The sequence below is a fragment of the Streptomonospora sp. PA3 genome, from assembly GCF_009728995.1.
Lineage (GTDB): Bacteria > Actinomycetota > Actinomycetes > Streptosporangiales > Streptosporangiaceae > Streptomonospora.
The window spans coordinates 425,581-449,472 of the sequence record NZ_VTZW01000016.1; the positions used below are offsets into that span (position 1 = coordinate 425,581).

Here is a 23,892-nt window from a genome sequence, read left to right on the forward strand (position 1 = left end):
GGAACACGACGACCCTACCGCCACGAGCCGTGCGCCGGGGACGCTGCGGGGCGCCGGTCTTTAGTCGCGCCAGATCACGACGAGCGCGGTGTCGTCGTTCTTGCCCTTGCTCAGCGAGTCGACGATGGACTGGGCGCCCTCGCCGAATCCCTGGAGCGCGGCGGTGTCGGCCGCTCCGAGCAGGCGTTCCACCCCCGCGTCGAGGTCTTCGCCGGGGGTTTCGATGAGCCCGTCGGTGTAGAGCATGATGGCGTCGCCGGGCCGCAGCCGCCCCTTCACCGGCGTGTACTGGATCTTGGGCATCACCCCCAGCACGATGCCCTTGGCGTCGGTGGAGGACCACCGGCCCGCGCCGTAGTCGTACTGCACCGCCGGCGGGTGGCCCGCCGAGGCGAGAAGGTAGTCGCCGCTGTCCAGGTCCAGGCTCAGGTGGACAGCCGTCACGAAGCCCTCGCCCAGGGCGGTGCGGATGAGGTGGTCGTTGCAGTGCGCCAGGAACTCCCCGCTGGGCACCGCGCTGATCAGGCCGCTGAACGCGCCGGAGAGGAGCAGGGCGCGGGTGCCGGCGTCGACCCCCTTGCCCGACACGTCGACCACCGCCACCTCCAGGCGGTCGCCCTGGCGCATGGACACGACGAAGTCGCCGCCGAAGGAGGAGCCCCCCGCTTGGCGCAGCACCGAGGTGCCGCCCCAGCCGTGGGGCAGCTCGGGCAGTTCTCCCTGGGCGCGCAGGCGGTCGCGCAGCTCCAGCAGCATCCGCTCGCCGCTGAGCCCCTGCATGCCCAGGCGCTCGCGCACGCCGGAGAGCAGGTAGGCCACGACGGCGGTCGCGCCGATGGTGACCAGCAGCCCGGGCCCCACCTGGGAGAGGTCCAGGCTGTAGGCGGTGAACAGCAGCACCGCGGCGTCCACGGCCAGCAGGAACGCCAGGCTCTTGCGCTTGAGCAGCAGCCCGCCGGCCACCACGGTGACGATCACCGCGCTGGGCGGGAACCACCCCGAGGGGCCCCACACGGCCCCCACTCCGATGCCCACCGCCAGCAGCACGAGCGTGATCAGCACCAGCCGATAGCGGAAGAGCACCTTGCGCCGGAGCAGCGCCGCCAGGCGCTGCCACAGGGAGCGCGCACGGCGGAGGAGGCGGGCGGTGGGCTTGGCGTTCATTGTGCCCGCACTGTAGCGCGCACGTCAGGCACCGGCACGCATGCCCTGCTGCTCCGATCCCATCGTCCCAGGTATGGGAGCAACCGATATCCCCCCAGCGTACGCGCCGAATCCCGAAAACCACCCTGCTTCACCCAGTATGGGCGGATAACGGCGCGCCCGTCAGTCCCGCCCCGAGGTCGCCCCCGATTCCATCGGAAATCACAATGCGGCACGGGCGGGAATATGGGCTGCGGTCAGCTCACAACTCGGACGGAAAACACGGAAAAAACCGTTCGCTTCCCGCACAGGGGTGGTGATAGGGACAAGGGATATGTCCTTCTCCCGTGACGCCTCCGCCGCGGCGGAGCAGGGGCCTGGCGCGCAGTGGCGCGTGCGGGTGCCCGAGGAGTCCGAACTGCCCGCCGTCGCGCGGATCGCCCACGAGGCGCTGCTGGCGCCCACATTCGACATCGACCGGATACGCCAGACCGTCGAGCTGGACCGCACCCTGGCGGTGTTCGACGGTCCGCAGCCCGTCGGCGTGGCCGGCGTCCACTCCTTCACCATGACGCTGCCGGGCGGGCCGCGCCCGGTCGCCGCCGTGACCGGCGTCGGCGTGTGGCCCACACACCGGCGCCGCGGCGTGCTCAGCGCGCTCATGCGCCGGCAGCTCGCCGACATCCGGGAGCGGGGCGAGGACGTCGCCGCCCTGTTCGCCTCCGAGGGCGGCATCTACGGCCGCTTCGGCTACGGCCCGGCCGCTTACGCCACCGACTTCCGGGTGCGCACCCGCGAGATCGGGCTGCGGCCCGACGCGCCGCGCGACCCCGCGCTGCGGCTGCGCCTGGCCGATGCGGGCGAGGCCCGCAAGGACATGGCCGTGGTGCACCAGGCCGCCGCAGCGCAGCGTGTCGGCGAGTTCCAGCGCAGCTCCGCCTGGTGGAACACGGTGCTGCGCGACGAGCCCGCAGAGCGCGGCGGCTACGGCCCTCTCATGTGCGCGGTCGCCGAGGACGACGCCGGCCCTCTGGGCTATGCCCTCTACCGGACCCGGCAGCACTGGGACGAGCACGGCGCCACCGAGAGCTCGCTGTGGGTCAAGGAGCTCTACTCCACCGCCCCGGCGGCCTACACGCTGCTATGGGAGCACGTGATCACCCGCGACCTGGTGTGCCACCTGTCCCACGACATGGCGCCGCCCGACGATCCGCTGTTCACCCTGCTGGCCGACCCCTACCGGGTGAGCAAGGGGCAGGTGGACAACCTGTGGGTGCGGCTGGTCGACCTGCCCGCGGCGCTGGAGAAGCGCAGCTTCGCGGCGCCGGTGGACGTCGTGCTGGAGGTGAGCGACCACTACTGCCCCTGGAACGCCGGCCGCTGGCGGCTCAGCGCCGACACCTCGGCCGCCCGGTGCGTGCCCACCGACGGTGCGCCCGACATCGTGCTGGACGTCTCGCACCTGGGCGCCGCCTATCTCGGCGGCACCGGGTTGGGCGGCTATCTGGCGGCCGGGCTGGTCTCCGAGGCCGCGCCGGGTGCGGTGCAGCGGCTCGACACCGCGCTGCACCGATCCGATCGGCCGCACTGCGGCAAGATCTTCTAGGCGGGGAGAGCGCGGCGGCGGCCGGGCACCTGCGGCCCCCGGCTAACGCGCACCACGACCGCCTGCGCAGACCCGACCGGGCCCGGCGGCACGCCCCGCCGCGCGCGAAGCCCCGTGCCGCGGGCTTTGCGCGCGGTGCGGGGCTTTCCACGCCCGGGTATCCGTATTACGGTCGCAGCAGAGCGTAGGCGGACGCGGGGGCCGCGGTCCCGTGCACCCGCCGACCGGGCCTTCGGCCCGCCGGCGCGGGGACGGCGCCGCCCGCCCGCCGCATGCGCTCTGGGACCGGCGGATCCGCGCACCGGCAGCGCCGCGGATCCGCCGCCCGTCTTCCTGCGGCCTCAGCGGGTCCGCCCGCCGCCGGGCAGGGGCGGCAGCTCGCCGGAGCGCTCGTAGGCGGTGAGCATCTCGATGCGCCGGGTATGGCGGTCCTCGCCGCTGTAAGGCGTGCGCAGGAAGACGCCGACGAACTCCTCGGCCTCCTGCGCGGTGTGCATGCGGGCGCCGAGCGAGACGACGTTGGCGTCGTTGTGCCGGCGGGCCAGCCGCGCGGTCTCCTCGCTCCAGGCGAGCGCGGCGCGCACGCCGGCGACCTTGTTGGCCGCGATCTGCTCGCCGTTGCCCGAACCGCCGATGACCACGCCCGCCGAACCCGGATCGGCCGCCACGCCCTCGGCCGCGCGCAGCACGAACGGCGGGTAGTCGTCGGCGGGGTCGTAGTCGGCCGGGCCGGCGTCGACGACCTCGTGCCCCTGCTCCTTGAGCCGGGCGACGAGGTGCTCTTTCAGCTCGAATCCCGCATGGTCACTGCCAAGGTATACACGCACGTGTTCTAGTTTCCCATGAGAAGCGCCCGCACCGGCGCGCAGAGCGCCGGCCGCGGGCGTACGGACACCGTGGGCGGGGCCTGCCCGGGGCGGCCTAGAACCCCTGGAACAGCGACTCGCCCGTGGCGAGCGTGGCGATTCCCAGCCCCATGGCCCCGAAGACGACCAGCGAGGCCAGGGCGATCACGTTGGCCAGCACAATGGCCTTGATCTCCTTGCTCAGCGGACCGGCCTTCGACTCCGTCAGCTTGTTCAACTCACACCTCGTACTGGACGACCGGACACCCAAGGTGCGGAGATACCGTGTCGACACTCCGCCCGCAAGCAGATACTGCCATATACCACGCACCGGTCCGTACCGGGGTGGAACTACAGCTGGATGCCCTTGACCTCGCAGAACTCCTCGATGCCGTGCAGTCCCCACTCGCGTCCCACGCCCGACTGCCTATAGCCGCCGAAGGGCAGGCGCGGCTCCACGCGGGAGCCGTTGACCTTGACCTGGCCGGTGCGCAGCCGCCGCGCCACCGCGAGCGCGCGGTCCCGGTCGGCCGACCACACCGCGCCGGAGAGGCCGTAGTCGGTGTCGTTGGCGATGCGCACGGCCTCCTCCTCGGTGTCGTAGGGGATCAGCACCACGACGGGTCCGAAGATCTCCTCGCGGGCGATGCGCATGGAGTTGTCGACGCCGGCGAAGACGGTGGGCCGCACGAAGTAGCCGCGCTCGCGGCCCTCGGGCGGCTCGGCGCCGCCGGCGGCCAGGCGGGCGCCCTCCTTGAGGCCGGACTCGATGTAGTCGCGTACGCGGTCGCGCTGGGCGGCGGAGACGACCGGCCCCATGCGCACGCCCTCCTCGAACGGGTCGCCGGGGGTGTACTTGCCGGCGGCTTCGGCGGCCGTGCGCACCGCCTCGTCGTAGTGCTCGCGGGGCACGATCATCCGGCTCAGCGCGTCGCAGCTCTGGCCGGTGTTGCGCATGACGTCGGCCACGCCGTTGTTGACGGCCGCGGCGAGGTCGGCGTCGGGGAGGATGACGTTGGGCGACTTGCCGCCCAGTTCCAGGGCGACCTTCTTGACCGTGGCGGCGGCGACCTCGCTGACGCGCTTTCCGGCCCGCCCCGAGCCGGTGAAGGAGACCATGTCCACGTCCGGATGGGCGGCGAGGGCCTCGCCCACGACCGGCCCGGTGCCCGAGACGAGGTTGAACACGCCGGCGGGCAGCCCGGCGTCGTGCAGCGCCTCGGTGAGGGCGTAGGCGGCCAGCGGCGCGACCTCGGTGGGCTTGAGGACGAACGTGTTGCCGGCGGCGAGGGCGGGCACCGCCTTGAGCACGATCTGGTGCAGCGGGTAGTTCCACGGCGTGATCGCGCCCACCACGCCGTAGGGCTCGCGCACCACGAGGGACTCGCCGTCGCCCACCTTCTCCCCGGTGAACAGCCGCTCGCCGTGGGCGTCCACGAGCTGCAGGAAGGTCTGGAACATCAGCAGGGGGAAGCCGGTCTGGACCTTCTGCGCGAACTTCAGCGGGGCGCCGATGTCGGTGGCGACGGCCTCGGCGATGCCCTCGGCGCGCTGCTGCAGCAGTTCCAGGGCGCGGGCCAGGTGGGCGCACCGCTCGGTGTAGGGCAGCGCGGACCAGGAGGGGAAGGCGCCGCGGGCGGCGGCGACGGCGCGGTCGACGTCGGAGGCGTCACCGGAGGGGACCGCGTCGAAGACCTCTTCGGTCGCGGGGTTGACGACATCGATGGCGGTGCCGGAGGCCGAGGGCGTCCAGGCGCCGTTCAGGTAGAGGGATCGCATGGCATCCACTTTCCCAGAACGGCGTTCTGCTATTCCGCCGGCGGGGCCGGGCGGGCATCGGCGGTTTCACCAGTGCGGCGGTCGCTCCTCCAGCAGCCGCTCGGTGTTGTCGTCGCGGTCGTCGCCCCAGCCGGGCCCGTACTCGTCGCGGGTGGTGTCGGGCAGGATCTCCAGCTCGTCGTCGCCGGGGTCCACCACGCGCTCGTCCTCGGGTGCGCTCATCGCCGCGGGCCTTCCTCGTCTGTCGGTTCCTGCACATCTGTCGACGCCGCCGCGGGGCAGCGGGTTTCCGCCCCGGGCACGCGTGTGCGGGTGCGGCGCCCGGTCGGACGCGCGGGCGTCCGACCGGGCGCGCCTGCCTACTCCGCGGCGTCGAAGATCGGTTCGCGGGTGCGGCTGCGCTTGAGCTCGAAGAAGCCGTCGGTGCCGGCGACCAGCAGCACGCCGTCCCACAGCCGCGCGGCCGCCTCGCCCTTGGGCGCGGGGGTGACCACCGGGCCGAAGAAGGACACGCCCTCCACGGAGATCACCGGGGTGCCCACCTCATAGCCCACGCGGTCCATGCCGTCGTGGTGGGAGCGGCGCGGCTCCTCGTCGTAGTCGGCGGAATCGGCGGCCTCGGCCAGGTCCTCGGGCAGCCCGGCCTCGGCCAGGGCCGCGCGGTAGGTCTCGGCCGTGCGCGGCTCCTTGCGGTGGTGGAAACGGGTGCCCAGCGCGGTGTAGAGCGGGCCCAGCACCTCGTTGCCGAACCGCTGCTCGGCGGCGATGGCGATGCGCACCGGCCCCCATCCCTCAGCCAGCAGCCTCCGGTACTCCTCGGGCACGTCGCGTCCCTCGTTGAGCACGCTCAGGCTCATCACATGCCAGCGGGGCCGCACGGGGCGCACCTTCTCGACCTCCAGCAGCCACCGCGAGGTCATCCACGCCCACGGGCACAGGGGATCGAACCAGAAGTCGACCGGGACCGTCTCGCCGTTCGCCCGCTCTTGTCCGTCAGCCACAGGATCTCCTCGCAAGCTCGTGGTGCAGTCGTCGCGGCCGCCGTCCCCGCCCATCCCGCCGCGCCGGGCGGGTCGCGCGCGGAACACGCCGCCACTGTGCACCAACCTTCTGCGCTGGTTCCGCATTCCGCAGTCGAGCGTGGCAGGATCGGACGCGGCAAGCATTGCACCCCTCGATTCCGGCGCAGGGCTGCAGCGGGGGAAACAGCGATTCCGGCCGGCGTGCGGCGGCGGCCTGAAGGGAGCGGACGTGGCGGGCAATCTGACACGCGAGGAGGCACGGGAGCGGGCTCGCATCCTCAGCGTCGCCTCCTACACCGTGGAGCTCGACCTCACCGGCGGCGACCAGACGTTCGAGTCCCGCACGGTCGTCAGATTCGACTGCGCCGAGCCGGGGGCCGAGACCTTCATCGACCTGACCGCGCCCAGCGTCTCCTCGGTCGAGCTCAACGGCACCGCGCTCGACCCGGCCGAGGTCTTCGACGGCGGGCGGATCCGGCTGCGCGGGCTGCAGGCGAGCAACGAACTGCGGGTGATCGCCGAGGCGGCCTACATGCGCACCGGCGAGGGCCTGCACCGCTTCGTCGACCCCGTCGACGGCCGCACCTACCTCTACACCCAGTTCGAGACGGCCGACGCGCAGCGGATGTACGCCTGCTTCGACCAGCCCGACCTCAAGGCGTCCTTCGAGCTGACCGTCCTCGCCCCGGCCGACTTCGAGGTCGTCTCCAACAGCGCCCCCGACATCGCGGGCGCGGCGGTGGAGGACCCGGCCGGCCCCAAATCGCGGTGGCACTTCCCGGCCACCGAGCCGGTCTCGACCTACATCACCGCGCTGATCGCCGGGCCCTACCACGTGGTGCGCGACGAGCACGACGGGATCCCCCTGGGCGTCTACTGCCGGGCCTCGCTGGCGGAGTACCTCGACGCCGACGCGATCCTGGAGGTCACCAAGCAGGGCTTCGACTTTTACCACGGGCTCTTCGGGCTGCGTTACCCCTTCGGCAAGTACGACCAGCTGTTCGTGCCCGAGTTCAACGCGGGCGCGATGGAGAACGCGGGGGCCGTGACCTTCCTGGAGGACTACGTCTTCCGCTCCCGTGTCACCGACGCCCGCTACGAGCGCCGCGCCGAGACCATCCTGCACGAGATGGCCCACATGTGGTTCGGCGACCTGGTCACCATGCGCTGGTGGGACGACCTGTGGCTGAACGAGTCCTTCGCGACCTTCGCCAGCGTCTACTGCCAGGTCAACGCGACCAAGTGGACCGAGGCCTGGACCACGTTCGCCAACGTCGAGAAGGCCTGGGCGCTGCGCCAGGACCAGCTGCCCTCGACCCACCCCATCGCCGCCGACATGGCCGACATGCAGGCGGTGGAGGTCAACTTCGACGGCATCACCTACGCCAAGGGCGCCTCGGTGCTCAAGCAACTGGTGGCCTACGTCGGCGAGGACGCCTTCTTCGCCGGCCTGCGCGCCTACTTCGCCGAGCACGCGTGGGGCAACACCGAGCTGCAGGACCTGCTGCGCCACCTGGAGCAGGCCTCCGGGCGCGACCTGGCGAGCTGGTCGCGGGAGTGGCTGGAGACCGCCGGGGTCAACACCATGCGCGCGGAGTTCGAGGTCGGCCCGGACGGCGCGTTCACCTCCTTCGCCCTGCGCCAGGAGGCCGCCGCGGAGTACCCGACACTGCGCTCCCACCGGCTGGCGATCGGGCTCTACGACCGCACCGACCGGGGCGTGGTCCGCCGCGAGCGCGTCGAGCTGGACGTCTCGGGCGAGCGCACCGAGGTGCCGGACCTGGTCGGCACGACCCGGCCCGACCTGATCCTGGTCAACGACGACGACCTCACCTTCACCAAGGTCCGGCTGGACGAGCGGTCCCTGCGCACCGTCGTCGAGCACGCCGGCGAGATCACCGAGTCCCTGCCGCGTGCCCTGTGCTTCTCCGCGGCCTGGGACATGACCCGCGACGCCGAGATGGCCGCCCGCGACTACGTGCGGCTGGTGGTGTCGGGCATCAGCGGCGTCGGCGACGTGATGGTTGTGCAGTCGCTGCTGCGCCAGGCCGTGGCCGCGCTGCACCAGTACACCGATCTCTCCTGGCGGGAGTCCGGGTTCGATCTGCTGGCCGGACGGCTGCGCGACCTGCTCACCTCGGCCGAGCCGGGCAGCGACCTCCAGCTGGCCTACGCCAACGGGTTCGCCGACGCCGCCGTGGCCGGCGAGCACCTCTCGCTGCTGCAGGGGCTGCTCGACGGCGCCATCACGGTCGAGGGGCTGACCGTCGACACCGATCTGCGCTGGACGCTGCTGCGCCGGCTGGTGGCGGCCGGGCGGGCCGGCGAGAAGGAGATCGCCGCCGAGCTGGACCTCGACCCCACCGCCACCGGCGAGCGCCAGGCCGCCGGCTGCCGCGCGGCCATCCCCACGCCCGAGGCCAAGGCGCAGGCCTGGGACCGCATCCGCTCCGGCGAGATGGCCAACGCCGAGTTCCGCGCCACGCTTTCCGGCTTCACCGAGCCCGCCCAGCGCGAGTTGTACCGGCCCTACGTCGAGCGCTACTTCGACCTGCTGGAGCACGCCTGGCAGAAGTGGACCGGCGAGTTCGCCCAGACGTTCGCCGAGATGGCCTACCCCGGCCACCTGGTGGAGGAGGAGGTCGTGCGCCGGACCGAGGAGTACATCGAGAAGCACCAGCCGGCTCCGGCGCTGCGCCGCCTGCTCGTCGAGGGCCAGGCGGGCGTGCGGCGGGCACTCAGCGCCCAGGCCTGCGACGCGCGGTCGGGCGAGTAGACCCGCCGGGCTCGGGAGCCGCCGCATCCGGCTTCAGCACGGGCGGACCCCCGGGGCGGGCGGCCACGGCCGCGACCGCCGCGGCGGGTCCGTCCGTTGCGCTCACCGGGTCCGGCGCGCTGCGCCGGGCCCCGCGGACCCGCCGGTCCCGCCGCGCGCTCAGGACTCCAGGCAGGACGGTTCGATGAGCGGGCGCAGCATCCGGCGCGCGTGCTCGGCCAGGCGCGGGTCGGCCATCAGTTCGTCGAGGAGCACCGGCTCCCCTTCGGCGCTGGTCAGCGGGATCCGCCAGTTGGGGTAGGCGTCGGTGGTTCCCGGCTGGTTCTGCATGCGCCGATCGCCCACCACGTCGGCCAGCGATACCCCGACCATGTGCGCGGGCGTGCGCACCAGGTAGGCGTGCAGCGCCGTGACCACCGCGCTCGGCTCGGAGAGCGGGTCGGTGCGCGGGTCGAGCAGCCCCAGCTCCACCAGGCGCTCCCGCCAGGCCGCCACCTGCGCCTCGGCGTCGGCGCGCTCGGCGGCCGCGGGCCGGTTGAGCAGGCCCAGGTGCTCGCGCAGCTCCACGTGCTCGGCGGAGAGGTAGGAGGCCACCGGCGGCAGGTCGTGGGTGGACACGGTGGCCAGGCAGTCGGGGCGCCACTCCTCGGGGCGGCGCGGGCTGCCGTCGTCCCTGCGCTCGAACCACAGCACCGAGGTCCCCAGCACGCCGCGCTCGCTGAGGTGGTCGCGCACCCAGGGCTCGACGGTCCCCAGGTCCTCGCCCACCACGGCCGCGTCGAAGTCGTGGGCGGCCAGCAGCAGGCTGCCCACCATGCCCTCGTGGTCGTAGCGCACGTAGGTGCCCGCGTCGGGCGAGGCGCCCTCGGGCACCCACCACAGCCGGAACAGGCCCATGATGTGATCCATGCGCAGCCCGCCGGCGTGCCGCAGCGCCTGGCCCAGCACCTGGCGGAAGGGGCCGTAGGCCTGTTCGGCCAGCCGGACCGGGTCCCAGGGCGGCTGGCCCCAGTCCTGGCCGCGCTGGTTGAACTCGTCGGGAGGCGCGCCCACGGTGACACCGGGGGCGATGGCGTCGGCGAACATCCAGGCGTCGGCGCCGCCGGGCTGGACGCCCACGGCCAGATCGTGCACGATGCCCAGCGCCATCCCGGCCGCGCGGGCACCGGCCTGGGCGGCGGCGAGCTGGTCGTCGAGGATCCACTGCAGCCAGCGGTGGAACTCCACGCCGGGCCAGCGGCGCAGCGCCTCGGCGCCGACGGCGTGGGCCGAGGCGTCGCGCAGCTCGGCGGGCCAGGTGCGGTAGTCGCGCCCGTGCTCCTCGGCCAGGGCGCACCAGGTGGCGTACTCCACCAGCGGCGCCCCTTCGCGGGCGAGGAAGGACTGGAAGGCGGCCTCCCGGGCGGGGGTGCGCGGCACCTGGAACAGCATGGTCAGGGCGGCGCGCTTGGCGTCCCACACGGCGTCGCGGTCGAGCAGGTCGGCCGTGCGGGCGTGCTCGCGCAGGGGCCGGGCGAGCCGCTGGATGGACTCGCGCTGGGCCGGCTCCAGGGACGCGTATTCGGGGATGTCCTCGATGCGGATGTTCAGCGGCCCGCCGTAGCGGCGGCTGACGGGGAAGTAGGGGGAGGGCTCGATGGGGCAGACGGGCTCGGTGGCGTGCAGCGGATTGACCAGGGTGAAGTCGGCGCCGAGGTCGCGCGCGCTCCAGTCGGCGAGTTCGGCGAGGTCGCGCAGGTCGCCCATGCCCCAGGACGCCCGCGAGCGCACGGAGTAAAGCTGGGCCATCAGCCCCCAGACGCGGCGCTCCTCGGGCCGGGGGCTCAGCCGCTCGGGCACCACCAGCAGCGGGGCCTGCTGGCGCACCGACCCGTTCTCCACGTGCAGGGTGTGCCTGCCCAGCGGCAGATGCGGCCCCGGTTCGCTCCACGTGCCGCCGTCCTGCTCGACCCAGCAGCGCGAGAGGGCGGGCAGGGGCAGCTGCGGGGTGCGGCCGGCGCGGGAGACCACGCAAGGCGGCAGCAGCCGCGTGGCCTGGCGGGCCCAGTGCTCCTCCAACGCGGTGCGCGGGGCGGAGGCGTCCACCCCCAGGGAGCCCAGCACGTGGCGGAGCGTGTCGACGGGCACGTGCACACGGCGGCCGCGCCAGTCCTCGTAGGTGGTCGCCACGCCGTATTCCTCGGCCAGCCGGGCCAGCTCCGCATCACTCACAGACAACGATAATGCCGCACCGCGGGGATTCGTGTCGGGTGCGCCATGCCCGTACCCCTTTCCACGGGATTGAATGTGAGGTTTGCCGGGAAAATGCGTTAAACGCCTAAAGCGACCCGTTAGAGGTTTTCTTCTCGATACGATCCCAGAATGCTCGCGCCCTACCGCCGGCTCTTCGCGGTCGATCACGTGCCCGCTCTGCTGTTCTGGTCGCTGTTCGCACGGCTGCAGCTGGGCGGCCTGCCGATCGCCGTCACGTTCCTGGTCGCCGGGTGGACGGGATCCTACGGACTGGCCGGGCTCGTCGCCGGCGGGCTGACGGTGGGCACGGCCGTCGCCGGGCCGGTGCGCGGGCGGCTCGCCGACCGCGGCTCCAAGGCGCGGCTGCTGCTCAGCTCGGCCGCGGTTTACGGCGCCGGACTGCTCCTGCTGGCGCTGCTGCCCGCGCCGCTGTGGTGGGCGGCGGTCCCGCTGGCGCTGGCGACGGGGCTGTTCCAGCCGCCGGCCACCCAGATCGCCCGGTCGATCTGGCCGCGCATCACCTCCGGCCCCACCCGCCAGACCATGTTCGCCGCCGAAGCGACGCTGCAGGAGCTGCTGTTCATCGCCGGGCCGCTGCTGGCCGCGGCCACGGTGGCGCTGGCCGGCGGGCGCGCCGCCGTGGCGGTGATGGCCGTCCTGCCGTGCCTGGGCGCCGCCGGTTTCGCCTGGAGCCTGCGCCGCGCGGGCCTGTCGGCGCCCCAGCCCGATGAGGAGGAGCACGGCGCGGCCCCGGCGCGCGCCCGCTCCCTGCTGCTGAACCCGCGGATCAGCCTGGTGCTGGCGATGACCTCCCTGCTGGCCGCGGGGCTGGGCGCCGTGGACCTGACCATGGTGGCCTGGGCGCGCGAACTCGGCTCCCCCGGCTACGCCGGAGCGCTGATGGCGGTCTACGCCGCGGGATCGGCCGTCGGCGGGCTGCTCTCGGGCACCTTCACCGGGCCGCCGCGGCTGGCGCTGCGGGCGTGGGGCGCAGCTGCGGGCGCGGCGCTGCTCGTCCCCCTGCTGCCGCCGCTGCTGCACCTGCCCACACCCTGGATGCTGGCGCCGGTGCTGTTCGCGGGCGGCCTGGCGATCGCCCCCACCATCGCCGCGGTGACCGAGCGGATGGGCGGCGTCGCTCCGGAGCGGCGCCGGGGGGAGGCCTACGGCTGGCTCTCCTCAGCCATCACGGGCGGGATCGCGGTGGCCGCGCCGATGACCGGCTGGCTCATCGACCTCGGCGGGATCGCCGCCGGGGCGGCCGGGGCCGCCGCCGCGGCCACCGTGGCGGCGCTGGCCTCGCTGCGGCTGCGCCCCGCCGCTGCGAGCGCTCCGCCTGCCGCTACCGCTACCAGACGGGCGGCCGGCGGAGGGCCCACGGGCGCACCGCCTCCAGCTGGGCCGCCAGCGAAAGCAGAGTAGGCTCGCCGCCCGGCCTGCCCATGAAGCTGACGCCCGCGGGCAGCCCCTCGGGACTCCAGTACAGCGGGACGCTCACCGCCGGCTGGCCGGTGATGTTGGCGATCGAGGTGAACGGGGCGTACTCGGTCATCCGGCGGAAGTCCTCGGCCGGGTCGCCGCCGAAGTGGCCGATGGGGACCGGCAGCTTGGCCACCGTCGGGCTGAGCACCGCGTCATAGGGCAGCATCTGCGGCAGCGCTGCGCGCCCGGCGTTCTGCAGCCGGCCGGCGGCGCGCATGTAAGCCGCGATCGAGGAGTCGGCCGCGCGCTCGCGCAGCCAGCGGGTGAGCGGGCGCAGCCGGTGCTCGTCGGCCGGATCGACCGGCTCGGCGGCCGCCAGTCCCGCCCACACCAGCGCGAAGTCCTCCAGCAGATCGGCGTCGAAGGGCGGATCGATCTCCTCGACGTCGTGGCCCAGTTCGACCAGCAGCTTGGCCGCGTCCTCGTAGGCGGCCGAGACCTCGGGGTCGACCCCGGCGCCGGGCACCGGGGAGGTGCCGAAGCGGGCGATGCGCAGCCTGCCCGGCTCGCGCAGCGCATAGCCGACGAACGTCTCGCCGACGGGCAGCGCCGGTGCGGTGAAGTGGTCTCCGGGGCGGTTGACCGAGATGATGTCCAGCAGCAGCGCGGCGTCGGCCACGGTACGGGCGATCGAACCCGCGGTGGCCAGCCCGGTGAAGTCGGGTTTGGTGGGCCCCGAGGTCACCCGGCCGCGGCTGGGCTTGATGCCGAACACGCCGCAGGCGCCGGCCGGGATGCGGATGGACCCGCCGCCGTCGCTGGCGTGGGCGGCCGGGGCCAGGCCCGCGGCCACGGCGGCGGCCGCGCCGCCGCTGGAGCCCCCGGCCGAGCGGGAGGTGTCCCACGGGGTGCGGGCGGCGGGGGCGAGGTCGTTCTCGGTGTAGCAGGAGCAGCCGAACTCGGGGGTGTTGGTCTTGCCGGTGATCACGGCTCCGGCGGCGCGCAGCTCGGCCACCACGTCGGAGTCGGCGTCGGCGACGCGGTCGGCGTGCAGGGCCGATCCGCGGGTGTAGGCCATGCCCGCCACCGGGTCCAGGTCCTTGACGGGGATGGGCACGCCCAGCAGCGGCGGCGGCTCGCCGGGCGTGTCGGAAAGCGCCTCCTCCTCGGCCTTTCGGGCCTGATCGCGGGCTGATTCCTCCGCAACCGCAATGAACGCCCCGAGCTGCTCGTTGAGCCGCCCGATGCGCGTGAGGTAGTGCTCGGTGATCTCCGTCGGGGAGAGCTCGCGGCGGCGGACGGCCTCGGCCTGCTGAATCGCCGTCAGCTCGTGGATCTCGGCCATGTGATCAGAGCGTAGTCCGCAACAGGCGGTGTTAGAACCGCGCGGTACGGGGACGTTTATCGACGGGCCTCTCTAGAGAACCGCGGGGAGAGGGCAGTCTTTCCCCGGAGCAACCCTGCGTACACGTGAGAAAGCACCCCATGACGGGGAAGTAAAGTGTGAGATTCGATGTACTAGGACTCGCATATGGATCGAACTACTCTTTCCAGCGTGGATTCGGCAACCTCGGCAACCTCAGTCAACGGCGCCGCGCAGCAGAGCCGCTCCGGTTCGCCCTTCGTCACCTCCCGCACGACGAGTTCCCCTGGTACCCGCGGCTCCGGCGCCGCAGCCCGCAAGACCTACGGCGCGCTGGCCTCGGCGTCGGGCCGGCGCTGGCTGATCCGCCTGTCCTCCGCCGCCGCCCTCGGGGCGGCCGGCGGATTCCTGACCGCCGACTGGCGGCTGGGCGCCACCCTCGCCGCCGCCGCGCTCGTCGCCTTCATCGTCCACGCCTCCCGGCGCCACTCCGAGGTTCCGCGCTGGCGCAGGCCCTCGGCCGCCCAGCGCCGCACCGAAGCCCAGCTTCGCGTCATGAACCGCCTGGGCTACCGCGTGCTGCACGCCCGCGGCATCCCCGGCGGCAACGGTCAGATCGACCACTTCATCGTGGGGCGGCGCGGCGCGTTCGCCATCGACTCCGAGTCCTGGGACAAGCGCTTGCCGGTGCGCAACAAACTCGAGAAGCTCTACCACGGCAAGTTCTCCAAGAACGAGCGGATCGACGAGGCGCTTGAGGAGGCCCGCGCCGCCGAGCGCCTGATCAGCGAGCACCTCGGGCGCGAGATCAGCGTGCGCGCCTCGCTCGCCGTCTACGGCCCCAGCCTGCCCTGGGACAGCCACAACCTGCGCGGCGTCGACGTCATCGCCGGAACCAAGGTCCGCAAGTGGCTGCGCAGCAGCAAGGGGCAGCTCAGCGACCGGGAGATCGAGGAGATCGCCCAGACCGCCGAGAAGGTGCTGCCCGCCCGCTATTGACGCGGTAGGCCCCTCGCGGCCGGGCCGCCGCCCCGCTCCGTACCCGCCCCTTCCCCAACGCGCCGAGCCGCCGCGCCCGGCGCGTTCGCTCGTTCGCGGCCGCGGTGCGGGCGATCGGCGCAGTACTGTCTCACCATTCGGACAACCGATCTTCGGTGCCGAGACGTGTCGGGTCCGCGGCAGGGCTACCATCGTGAGTGGAACACATGTCGTCCACGCTTCTGGCGTCGATGGGAGCACCCCATGCCCGCGCTGCGCTCACGCACCGTCACCCACGGCAGGAACATGGCCGGCGCGCGCGCCCTCATGCGCGCGTCCGGCGTGGAACGCGAGGACTTCGGCAAGCCGATCGTCGCGATCGCCAACAGCTTCACGCAGTTCGTGCCGGGCCACGTCCACCTCCGCGAGGTCGCCGACGTCGTAGCCGGCGCCGTGCGCGAGGCCGGCGGGGTGCCGCGGGAGTTCAACACCATCGCCGTCGACGACGGCATCGCCATGGGCCACGGCGGCATGCTCTACTCGCTGCCCAGCCGCGAACTGATCGCCGACGCCGTGGAGTACATGGTCAACGCCCACTGCGCCGACGCCCTGGTGTGCGTGTCCAACTGCGACAAGATCACGCCGGGCATGCTGCTGGCCGCGATGCGGCTGAACGTCCCCACCGTCTTCGTCTCCGGCGGGCCGATGGAGGCCGGTAAGGCCACCGTCGTCAACGGCACCGCCGTCACCGAGCGCAAGCTCGACCTCATCGACGCCATGGTGGCCTCCGCCGACGAGAGCGTCTCCCAGTCCGACCTGGACGCGATGGAGGAGGCGGCCTGCCCCACCTGCGGCTCCTGCTCGGGCATGTTCACCGCCAACTCGATGAACTGCCTGACCGAGGCCATGGGCCTGGCGCTGCCGGGCAACGGCACGGTGCTGGCCACCCACGTCGCCCGCAAGCGCCTCTACGAGGACGCCGGGCGCCTGGTCGTCGAGGTCGCCCGCCGCTACTACGAGCAGGACGACTCCTCCGTGCTGCCCCTGTCGATCGCCTCGCCCGCGGCCTTCGCCAACGCCATGGCGCTGGACATCGCGATGGGCGGCTCCACCAACACGATCCTGCACCTGCTGGCGGCCGCCACCGAGGCGGGCGTGAAGTTCGGCCTGCCCGACATCGACGAACTCTCCCGCCGGGTGCCCTGCCTGTGCAAGGTCGCGCCCAACACCGACAAGTACCACATCGAGGACGTGCACCGGGCCGGCGGCATCCCCGCCATCATGGGCGAACTGGCCCGCGGCGGGCTGCTGGACACCTCGGTGCCCACCGTCCACGGCGCCACCCTGGGCGAGTACCTGCAGCGCTGGGACATCGCCGTCGACACCTGCGCCGAGGACGCCCGCGAGCTGTTCCACGCCGCCCCCGGCGGCAAGCGCACCACCAAGGCCTACTCCCAGAACGTCCGCTGGGAGACCCTCGACACCGACCGCGAGGCCGGCTGCGTGCGCGACGTCGCCCACGCCTACACCGCCGACGGCGGGCTGGCGGTCCTCTACGGCAACCTCGCTCCCGACGGCGCGATCGTCAAGACCGCGGGGGTCGAGGAGGAGCTGCTCACCTTCACCGGGCCGGCGAAGGTGTTCGAGAGCCAGGAGGATGCCGTCGACGGCATCCTGAACAAGCGGATCGAGCCCGGCGACGTGGTCGTCATCCGCTACGAGGGCCCCAAGGGCGGGCCGGGCATGCAGGAGATGCTCTATCCGACGAGCTTCCTGAAGGGCCGCGGACTGGGCAAGTCCTGCGCGCTGATCACCGACGGCCGCTTCTCCGGCGGGACCTCGGGACTGTCCATCGGCCACGCCTCGCCCGAGGCGGCCCAGGGCGGCGACATCGCGCTGGTGCGCGAGGGCGACACCGTGGTCATCGACATCCCCAACCGGACGCTGCAGCTGGACGTGCCCGCCGCGGAGCTGGACTCCCGGCGCGAGGAACTGCTCGGCGAGCTGGGGACCTTCCGCCCCCGCGACCGGGAGCGCCCGGTCACCCAGGCGCTGCGCGCCTATGCGGCGATGGCCACCTCCGCCTCCACGGGCGCGGCGCGCGACGTCGCCCAGGTGGAGCGGTAGGCCCGCTCGGCCGGCGGCCGCGCTGCGGTGCGGGGGCGCCCCGCACCGCGGCACGCCGAGGGTGCTCCCGGGGGCCGCTCCCGGCGCTGACGCCGAACGCGCAGGCACCTCTGCGGACGCCGAAGCACCCCCGGCGGCGCGGGCGCCCCGGGGCGGGACTCACCCGCAGCAGGCTCCGCCGCAGCAGCCGCCGGCCGCGGCCGGTGCCTCGGCGACGCCGCCGACTGCGACGGTGGACAGCAGCTTCACGGTGTCGTCGTGCCCGCGGGAGCACATCGCGGGCTCCGTCGACTCCGCCATGGGACGGGAGCGTTCGAACGTCTCGCCGCATTCGCGGCAGCGGTACTCGTAGCGTGGCATGAGCATAAGGATAAGCGCCCGGCGGCGCCCGCGCTGGGGCGCCCTGCCGCCGGGCCCCGGCAGGCGACGAGCGCGACGCGCCCCCGCCTCTCGGCGCGGACGCGTCGCGCTGCCGCTGCGTGTGTCAGGCCGCGGCCCGGGCCATGTACGGTGCCCACTGCGGATCGCCGTGGTTCTCACCGTTGATCAGGCGCCAGTGCAGGCCGCGGGGGACGGTGGGGGTCACGTTCAGCTTCCAGCCGAGTTCGTCGAGCAGGCGGTCGGCCTTGCGGTGGTTGCATGTTTTGCAGGAGGCCACTACGTTCTCCCAGACGTGCGCACCGCCGCGGCTGCGGGGAATGACGTGGTCGATGGTCTCGGCCCGCTTGCCGCAGTAGGCGCAGTGGTTGCCGTCGCGCCGCATCAGCGCCACCCGTGTCAGCGGGACACGGCGCCGGTACGGGACCCTGATGTAGCGCCGGAGCCGGATGACCGAGGGCACCGACAACGCGGTGGTGGCCGAGTGCAGGGCGGTTCCGCCGGCGTCGCCGTGCACCACCTCGGCCTTGTCCCGCAGGACGAGCAGGATGGCCCGGCGCAGCGGTACGGTCGTCAGCGGCTCGTAACTGGCGTTGAGCAGCAGCACGTGGCGGTGAATTGTGCCGCCCTCCGTACTGCGCGCGCTGCTCACGGCTTCTCCTCGGCCGTCGGGGACAACGGCCGTGTCTCTTCCCCGGCAAGCCGATCGGCCAGCCAGGAGGCCTCCTTGTCGACCGGCCGGACGACCGGTGCTGTTCGCGTTGCCACACGGACCTCCCGTGGGTGGTTCCCGCCGAGTAACGTCCCGCATTCAGTTTGCTTGGTCGGACCGCTCCGCCGCCACCCTAATTATGCGTAGGCAGCGAAAACCAGCGGGTGATCCATGATCGTCCACAGGCGTCCCGAAGGATCCGAGGCACGCCGCGCCCGGCGGATAGAGTTCTGGACATGCCTGAACCTCGCTACCCCGCTGCCGAGCGCGCCGAGTGCCAGGAGGAACTCCACGGGCACCGCGTCGCCGACCCCTACCGCTGGCTGGAGGATCCCCGCTCCCCGCAGACCAAGGAGTGGAGCGACGCCCAGGACGCGCTCTACAGCGCCCAGGCGGCGCGGTGGCAGGACCGGGACCGCTTCACCGCCGACATCCAGGAGCTGCTGGGCGCCGGGTTCGTCGGCGCCCCCTGCTGGCGGGGCGAGCGCCGCCTGTTCATGCGGCGCACCGCCGAGCAGGAGCACGGGGTGCTGTACGCCGCCGATCCCGGCCCCGGCGGCGCACCCGTCGAGCGCGCGCTGATCGACCCGGTGGCGCTCGACCCGGGCGGCGACACCACGCTGGACTCCTGGCGGCCCGATCTGGAGGGGCGGCTGCTGGCGTATCAGATCTCGGCGGGCGGCGACGAGGAGTCGCTGCTGCGGGTCATGGACATCGACACGGGCGAGGTCGTGGACGGCCCCATCGACCGGTGCCGCTACTCCCCGGTGGCATGGCTGCCCGGCGGCGAGGCCTTCTACTACGTGCGCCGGCTGCCGCCGGACGCGGTGCCCGAGGGCGAGGAGCAGTACCACCGCCGGGTCTACCTGCACCGCATCGGCACGCCCACCGACCAGGACGTGCTTGTCTTCGGCACCGGACGGGACAAGACCGAGCACTACGGGCTGCAGGTCAGCCGCGACGGCCGCTGGCTGGTGCTGACCGCCGCCAAGGGCACGTCGGCGAGCAACGACGCCTGGCTCGCCGATCTGGCCGCGGACGGCTGGGAGCGGCCGCGCTTCGTGCCCGTCCAGGTGGGTGTCGACGCCGAGGCCGTGCCGTCGGTGGGCCGCGACGGCCGGCTGTACGTCTTCACCGATCGCGGCGCCCCGCGCGGACGGCTGTGCGTGGCCGACCCGCGCACTCCCGGCGCCGAGCACTGGCACACGCTCGTGGCGGCCGACGCCGACGCTGTCCTCATGGACTACGCGATTCTGGACGGGCCGGAACTCGACGAAGGCGTACTGCTCGTCTCCTGGCGGCGCCACGCCATCAGCGAGGTGACCGTGCACGACCTGGCGACCGGGCGCCGGCGCGGAGCCGTGGAACTGCCCGGGCTCGGCTCGGTCGGCGGCCTGATGGAGCGGCCTGAAGGCGGGCACCAGGCGTGGTTCGGCTACAGCGACACCACCTCGCCGACCGCCGTCTACACCTACGACGCCCGCACCGGGGAGCTGGCGCTGTGGGACGCCGCTCCGGGCGCGCCCGAGGTGCCCGACGTGCGCACCGAGCAGGTCTCCTTTCCCTCGCGCGACGGCACCGCGGTGCACATGCTGGTGGTCTCCCCCGCCGGCGAGCCGCGCCCGCGCCCGGCCGTCCTCTACGGCTACGGGGGCTTTCGGATCTCGATGACGCCGGGCTACTCCGCCACGGCGCTGAGCTGGGTGCGCGCGGGAGGCGTCTATGCGGTCGCGAGCCTGCGCGGCGGGCTGGAGGAGGGCGAGGAGTGGCACCGCGCCGGCATGCTCGGCGCCAAGCAGAACGTCTTCGACGACTGCCTGGCCGCGGCCGAGTACCTGGTCCGCAGCGGGCGCACCACGCCCGACCGGCTCTCGGTGATGGGCGGCAGCAACGGCGGGCTCCTGGTCGGCGCCGCCGTCACCCAGCGCCCCGACCTCTTCGCCGCGGCCGTGTGCTCCGCGCCGCTGCTGGACATGGTGCGCTACGAGCGCTTCGGCCTGGGCGAGCTGTGGAACGTGGAGTACGGCAGCGCCGAGGACCCCGAGGCGCTGTCCTGGCTGCTGGCCTACTCCCCCTACCACCGGGTCCGCCCGGGCACGGCGTATCCGGCCACCCTGTTCACCGTCTTCGACAACGACACCCGGGTCGACCCCATGCACGCCCGCAAGATGTGCGCCGCGCTGCAGCATGCCACCACCGCCCCACTGGAGGAGCGCCCCATCCTCCTGCGCCGGGAGTCCGAGGTCGGCCACAGCTCCCGGTCGGTCTCACGCACGGTCGGCCTCAGCGCCGACCAGCTTGCCTTCCTGGCGCACCACACCGGCCTGGAGGACGGCCCGACGTGACCGAGCGCACGCGTCGGGCGCACGTCCCCGGCGGCACCGCGGCGCGCGCCGCCCGATAGCGTGAGCACGCGGGCAGGTGCCCGGCCGTGTCGCCGTTGGGAGGGTGGACAACCGTGGTGGAGGCCGCTACGCAGGCGGAGGCGTCGCAGACGGCTGCCGGAGGGCCGCGCCGGCACGTCTTCCACGCCCAGGTGCGCTTCGCCGACCTGGATCCGCTGAACCACGTCAACAACGTGCGGATGTTGACCTACCTGGAGGACGCCCGCATCGCCTTCCTGCGCCCGGACTTCGGGCCGGGCCGACCCGGCCCGCTGGGCGGCCTGGTCGTGGCCCGCCACGAGATCGACTACCTCAGGCCGATCCTCATGCGCACCGAGCCCGTCCGGGTGGAGACCTGGGTGACCGAGGTCCGCAACGCCAGCTTCCGGCTGTCCTATGAGATCCGCGACGACGACCACGTCTACGCCCGGGCGGTGTCGGTCCTGGTGGGCTACGACATCGAGGCCCAGTCCGTGCGCCGCCTCGACCAGCGGGAGCGCGACTACCTCGACGGCTTCCTGCTGCCCGAGGGGGAGTAGGCAGGCCCGGGGCCGCCTCCCGCCGCGATGCCGGCCGAGGGCGCTGGCTAGGCTGGCGTGGTGGGCAGCAGACGTTGGGTCATCCTGGGAATCGCGGTCGCCTCTCAGGTGGCGAGCGTGGGGGCCATGTTCGGGGTGCCGTTCGTGCTTCCCGAACTGCGGGAGGCCTACGGGCTGAGCATCGCCCAGGCCGGGACGCTGGCGGGGCTGCCCGCGTTCGGGCTGCTGGTGACGCTGTTCGGGTGGGGCTGGGTCATCGACCGCTACGGCGAGCGGTTCACGATGACCGCGAGTCTGCTGCTGACCGCGTTCTTCCTGGCGCTGCTCGGCGCGGTCGAGGGGGTGTTCGGCGCCGGGGCGGTGCTCGTGTGCGTCGGGGCCTCGGGCGGGCCGGTCAACGCTGCCGGCGGGCGGCTGGTCATGGCGTGGTTCGACGTGCGCCGGCGCGGGCTGGCCATGGGGATCCGGCAGATGGCCCAGCCGCTGGGCGTCGGCGCGTCGGCCGCGCTGATGCCGCTGGCCGCCGAGCACTGGGGGTTCGCGGCCGCCATGCTGCTACCGGCGGCGCTGGGTGTGGTGATGGTGCCGCTGGTGCTGGTCTTCGCGCGTGCCCCGCGCGAACCGGAGGCAGGCGGGGCGGCCGGAGCCGGTGCTGAGGAGGACGATCGCGGCGGCGCCGGGTCGCCGTCCGGGGACTCCCCCGCCGCGGTGCCCGCGGGTTCCCCCTACCGCCAGGCGGCCATCTGGCGCGTGCACGGAGTCAGCATGCTGCTGGGCGTGCCGCAGGCCTCCGTCATGACCTACGCGCTGGTCTACCTCGTCAGCGAGCACGGCTGGTCCGCCCCGGCCGCGGGAGCCCTCATCGCGGCGACCCAGGTCCCCGGCGCCCTTAACCGCATGCTGCTGGGCATCGTCTCCGACCGCATCGGCAGCCGCCTGCGCCCGGTGCGCATCCTCGCGATCGCCTCCGGCTGCGCTCTCGTGCTGCTCTCCCTCTCCGGCACCGTCGCCCCCGCCGCCTCCGTGCCGCTGCTGCTGCTCTGCCTCCTGCTGGCGATGGGCCACAACGGCCTGACCTTCACCGCCGTCGCCGAGACGGCCGGCATGTCCTGGGCGGGCAGGGCGATGGCCGCGCAGAATTCGCTTCAGGCGGTCAGCAACACGCTGACACCGCTGTTCATGGGGTTGGTGATCACCTGGCTAGGCATCGACGCCGTCTACGCGGTGGCGGCCGCGTTCTGCGCCGCCGCGGTGGCGGTGGTCTCCCTGAGCCTGCGCGCGCGGCCCCAGGTCCGGCTCCCCGGTTCGCGCAGCACCCGAGCCTGAGGCGACCGCAGCGAGTCGCGCCCCGTACCCGGCGACAAGAGCCGCGCCCTTTCGCTACCCGCCCAAAAGCTCCGGATTGTGCAGGGCAAGCGCGTACAGGAATATGAGCACCGCCGCCATGATCGCTATCAGCACGACGTCCACCCACCTCGGAACGCGCACCTTGGATAGCCGCAGGAGTTGGCGCAGAGCAACGGCCACCACACAGGCGAACCCGAGCAAGCTGAAGCCGGCGACACTCAAGGCCCCTCCCTCTTCTTCCTGACCGACGGTACCCGTCGGATACGGCGATATGCGCGATCCGCACGATGTATCCGACACTTTGTGGGCAGCGGACTACCAAGCGGATTCGAGTGAACACTGCTCTGCGCGGTCCGGGGGCCGTGCGGAGGACGGGGGCAGGGATGGAAATCTCCGATGAACTCGGCGGGGACGTTCCCGGCGATGCCCGGGCGGGGTGGGACTGCCGGCTGTGTGCCCGGCCCAATGTGGAGGAGGTCTGCGGTTACTGCGGCAATCCGAAGGACGCGAACGCGTCGCTTCCGCCGCTCTCCTGCAAAAGACCCCGGCACGGCGCGGCGCTCGTCGGGGAACGCGAGCGCCGGTGGGGAGTCGCTGTTCCGCCGCCGGGCGGTGCCCTACCGGCGCGGCCGGTGAGTGCGCCGACGTAGGGCTGAGCGGGTGGCCCCGGCGCCGAGGGGATTCCCAGCGCGGCGCCTGGGGGCCTACTCCGGCGGCCGTTGCACGCCCAGCTGGGCCTCGCCGCCCGGAGCGACGTCGTCGGGGGTGTTGACCATGCTGTGGGCCGCGTAGACGAGGTACTCCCAGAGCTGGCGGTCGAGCGCCTCGGGAAGCTCCAGCTCGTCCACGGCGGCGCGCATGTGGGCGAGCCAGTGGTCGCGCTCGCGCGAGCCCACGCGGAAGGGGCCGTGCCGCATGCGCAGGCGCGGGTGGCCGCGCTGTTCGCTGTAGGTGCGAGGGCCGCCCCAGTACTGCATGAGGAACAGGCGCAGCCGCTCCTCGGCGGGCCCGAGGTCCTCCTCGGGGTACAGCGGCCGCAGCACGGGGTCCTCGGCCACGCCCTCGTAGAAGCGGCGGACGAGGCGGGTGAACGTCTCCTCGCCGCCGACGGCGTCGTAGAACGTCTGGGGTTCTGGTTCTTCGCGCGGGGAAGTCATAGTCGGTCGTCAGCCTATGCGGTGGCGATCGGCGGCGCGAGTCCGCGCCCGCCCCGATGCGGCCGCGGGTGCGGGGCACCGG

The 23,892-nt window shown here is 73.1% G+C and carries 20 protein-coding genes; 8 read left to right on the forward strand and 12 right to left on the reverse strand.

Going from position 1 to position 23,892, the window contains the following annotated elements; genetic code table 11:
* Positions 1-60: 60 nt before the first annotated feature.
* On the reverse strand, positions 61-1,164 hold the full coding sequence (locus FZ103_RS18390) for a PP2C family protein-serine/threonine phosphatase (protein WP_156002811.1): 1,104 nt from the start codon (positions 1,162-1,164) through the stop codon (positions 61-63).
* Between the two features lie 313 nt (positions 1,165-1,477).
* Between FZ103_RS18390 and FZ103_RS18395 the strand changes: the two genes are divergently transcribed.
* Complete coding sequence (locus tag FZ103_RS18395; protein WP_156002812.1) at positions 1,478-2,749, forward strand: GNAT family N-acetyltransferase; 1,272 nt, start codon at positions 1,478-1,480, stop codon at positions 2,747-2,749.
* A gap of 341 nt (positions 2,750-3,090) precedes the next feature.
* Here the strand turns inward: FZ103_RS18395 and FZ103_RS18400 are convergent, their stop codons facing one another.
* From FZ103_RS18400 to FZ103_RS18410, 5 genes are all read right to left on the reverse strand, one after another.
* Complete coding sequence (locus FZ103_RS18400; RefSeq protein WP_186356487.1) at positions 3,091-3,576, reverse strand: ribose-5-phosphate isomerase; 486 nt, start codon at positions 3,574-3,576, stop codon at positions 3,091-3,093.
* Positions 3,577-3,670: 94 nt separating this feature from the next.
* Positions 3,671-3,832 (reverse strand): hypothetical protein, encoded by a 162-nt coding sequence (locus tag FZ103_RS24935; protein WP_186356488.1) that lies wholly within the window; start codon positions 3,830-3,832, stop codon positions 3,671-3,673.
* Between the two features lie 113 nt (positions 3,833-3,945).
* On the reverse strand, positions 3,946-5,373 hold the full coding sequence (locus FZ103_RS18405) for an aldehyde dehydrogenase family protein (protein WP_156002814.1): 1,428 nt from the start codon (positions 5,371-5,373) through the stop codon (positions 3,946-3,948).
* A 66-nt stretch (positions 5,374-5,439) separates the two neighbouring features.
* Positions 5,440-5,595, reverse strand: coding sequence for a hypothetical protein (locus FZ103_RS24940; protein ID WP_186356489.1), 156 nt, complete (start codon positions 5,593-5,595; stop codon positions 5,440-5,442).
* Positions 5,596-5,732: 137 nt separating this feature from the next.
* The gene (locus FZ103_RS18410; RefSeq protein WP_186356490.1) at positions 5,733-6,374 is read right to left on the reverse strand and encodes a disulfide bond formation protein DsbA; all 642 of its coding nucleotides are present in this window, start codon (positions 6,372-6,374) and stop codon (positions 5,733-5,735) included.
* 250 nt (positions 6,375-6,624) lie between these two features.
* Between FZ103_RS18410 and pepN the strand changes: the two genes are divergently transcribed.
* A complete protein-coding gene (pepN, locus tag FZ103_RS18415) occupies positions 6,625-9,171 on the forward strand; it encodes an aminopeptidase N (RefSeq protein WP_186356491.1) in 2,547 nt (848 codons plus the stop codon).
* Between the two features lie 159 nt (positions 9,172-9,330).
* Here pepN and malQ read toward each other — a convergent pair whose 3' ends face one another.
* On the reverse strand, positions 9,331-11,382 hold the full coding sequence (malQ, locus tag FZ103_RS18420; protein WP_186356492.1) for a 4-alpha-glucanotransferase: 2,052 nt from the start codon (positions 11,380-11,382) through the stop codon (positions 9,331-9,333).
* A 150-nt stretch (positions 11,383-11,532) separates the two neighbouring features.
* Here malQ and FZ103_RS18425 point away from each other — a divergent pair, with 150 nt between their 5' ends.
* Positions 11,533-12,825: an MFS transporter gene (locus FZ103_RS18425; RefSeq protein ID WP_156002815.1), complete on the forward strand. Its 1,293-nt coding sequence runs from the start codon at positions 11,533-11,535 to the stop codon at positions 12,823-12,825.
* On the opposite strand, the gene FZ103_RS18430 is transcribed toward FZ103_RS18425, so the two are convergent.
* Entirely contained in the window at positions 12,752-14,170 is a 1,419-nt protein-coding gene (locus tag FZ103_RS18430; protein WP_156002816.1) for an amidase, read from the reverse strand. The genes FZ103_RS18425 and FZ103_RS18430 overlap by 74 nt on opposite strands.
* 186 nt (positions 14,171-14,356) lie before the next feature.
* Here FZ103_RS18430 and FZ103_RS18435 point away from each other — a divergent pair, with 186 nt between their 5' ends.
* Both FZ103_RS18435 and ilvD read left to right on the forward strand, forming a co-directional pair.
* Positions 14,357-15,187, forward strand: a complete 831-nt coding sequence (locus FZ103_RS18435) for a nuclease-related domain-containing protein (protein ID WP_156002817.1) — start codon at positions 14,357-14,359, stop codon at positions 15,185-15,187.
* Positions 15,188-15,430: 243 nt separating this feature from the next.
* Positions 15,431-17,293, forward strand: coding sequence for a dihydroxy-acid dehydratase (gene ilvD, locus FZ103_RS18440; protein WP_156002818.1), 1,863 nt, complete (start codon positions 15,431-15,433; stop codon positions 17,291-17,293).
* A 159-nt stretch (positions 17,294-17,452) separates the two neighbouring features.
* Here the strand turns inward: ilvD and FZ103_RS18445 are convergent, their stop codons facing one another.
* Together FZ103_RS18445 and FZ103_RS18450 are read right to left on the reverse strand one after the other, a co-directional pair.
* Positions 17,453-17,653 (reverse strand): zinc ribbon domain-containing protein, encoded by a 201-nt coding sequence (locus FZ103_RS18445; RefSeq protein ID WP_156002819.1) that lies wholly within the window; start codon positions 17,651-17,653, stop codon positions 17,453-17,455.
* Positions 17,654-17,777: 124 nt separating this feature from the next.
* Entirely contained in the window at positions 17,778-18,278 is a 501-nt protein-coding gene (locus FZ103_RS18450) for an HNH endonuclease (RefSeq protein ID WP_186356534.1), read from the reverse strand.
* A gap of 341 nt (positions 18,279-18,619) precedes the next feature.
* Between FZ103_RS18450 and FZ103_RS18455 the strand changes: the two genes are divergently transcribed.
* From FZ103_RS18455 to FZ103_RS18465, 3 genes are all read left to right on the forward strand, one after another.
* Positions 18,620-20,728, forward strand: coding sequence for a prolyl oligopeptidase family protein (locus FZ103_RS18455; RefSeq protein ID WP_156002820.1), 2,109 nt, complete (start codon positions 18,620-18,622; stop codon positions 20,726-20,728).
* A 113-nt stretch (positions 20,729-20,841) separates the two neighbouring features.
* On the forward strand, positions 20,842-21,306 hold the full coding sequence (locus tag FZ103_RS18460; RefSeq protein ID WP_186356493.1) for a thioesterase family protein: 465 nt from the start codon (positions 20,842-20,844) through the stop codon (positions 21,304-21,306).
* Between the two features lie 60 nt (positions 21,307-21,366).
* The gene (locus FZ103_RS18465) at positions 21,367-22,632 is read left to right on the forward strand and encodes an MFS transporter (protein WP_343233591.1); all 1,266 of its coding nucleotides are present in this window, start codon (positions 21,367-21,369) and stop codon (positions 22,630-22,632) included.
* A gap of 54 nt (positions 22,633-22,686) precedes the next feature.
* Here the strand turns inward: FZ103_RS18465 and FZ103_RS18470 are convergent, their stop codons facing one another.
* Together FZ103_RS18470 and FZ103_RS18475 are read right to left on the reverse strand one after the other, a co-directional pair.
* On the reverse strand, positions 22,687-22,875 hold the full coding sequence (locus FZ103_RS18470; protein WP_156002821.1) for a hypothetical protein: 189 nt from the start codon (positions 22,873-22,875) through the stop codon (positions 22,687-22,689).
* A 482-nt stretch (positions 22,876-23,357) separates the two neighbouring features.
* Positions 23,358-23,810, reverse strand: a complete 453-nt coding sequence (locus tag FZ103_RS18475; protein WP_156002822.1) for a globin — start codon at positions 23,808-23,810, stop codon at positions 23,358-23,360.
* Between the last annotated feature and the right edge of the window lie 82 nt (positions 23,811-23,892).

Coding starts and splice junctions, on each gene's coding strand:
- FZ103_RS18445 (WP_156002819.1), bottom strand. CDS start 17,653: ATGCCACGCTACGAGTACCGCTGCCGCGAATGCGGCGAGACGTTCGAA.
- ilvD (WP_156002818.1), top strand. CDS start 15,431: ATGCCCGCGCTGCGCTCACGCACCGTCACCCACGGCAGGAACATGGCC.
- FZ103_RS18475 (WP_156002822.1), bottom strand. CDS start 23,810: ATGACTTCCCCGCGCGAAGAACCAGAACCCCAGACGTTCTACGACGCC.
- FZ103_RS18435 (WP_156002817.1), top strand. CDS start 14,357: ATGGATCGAACTACTCTTTCCAGCGTGGATTCGGCAACCTCGGCAACC.
- FZ103_RS18425 (WP_156002815.1), top strand. CDS start 11,533: ATGCTCGCGCCCTACCGCCGGCTCTTCGCGGTCGATCACGTGCCCGCT.
- FZ103_RS18430 (WP_156002816.1), bottom strand. CDS start 14,170: ATGGCCGAGATCCACGAGCTGACGGCGATTCAGCAGGCCGAGGCCGTC.
- FZ103_RS18390 (WP_156002811.1), bottom strand. CDS start 1,164: ATGAACGCCAAGCCCACCGCCCGCCTCCTCCGCCGTGCGCGCTCCCTG.
- FZ103_RS18405 (WP_156002814.1), bottom strand. CDS start 5,373: ATGCGATCCCTCTACCTGAACGGCGCCTGGACGCCCTCGGCCTCCGGC.
- FZ103_RS24940 (WP_186356489.1), bottom strand. CDS start 5,595: ATGAGCGCACCCGAGGACGAGCGCGTGGTGGACCCCGGCGACGACGAG.
- FZ103_RS18455 (WP_156002820.1), top strand. CDS start 18,620: ATGCCTGAACCTCGCTACCCCGCTGCCGAGCGCGCCGAGTGCCAGGAG.
- FZ103_RS18395 (WP_156002812.1), top strand. CDS start 1,478: ATGTCCTTCTCCCGTGACGCCTCCGCCGCGGCGGAGCAGGGGCCTGGC.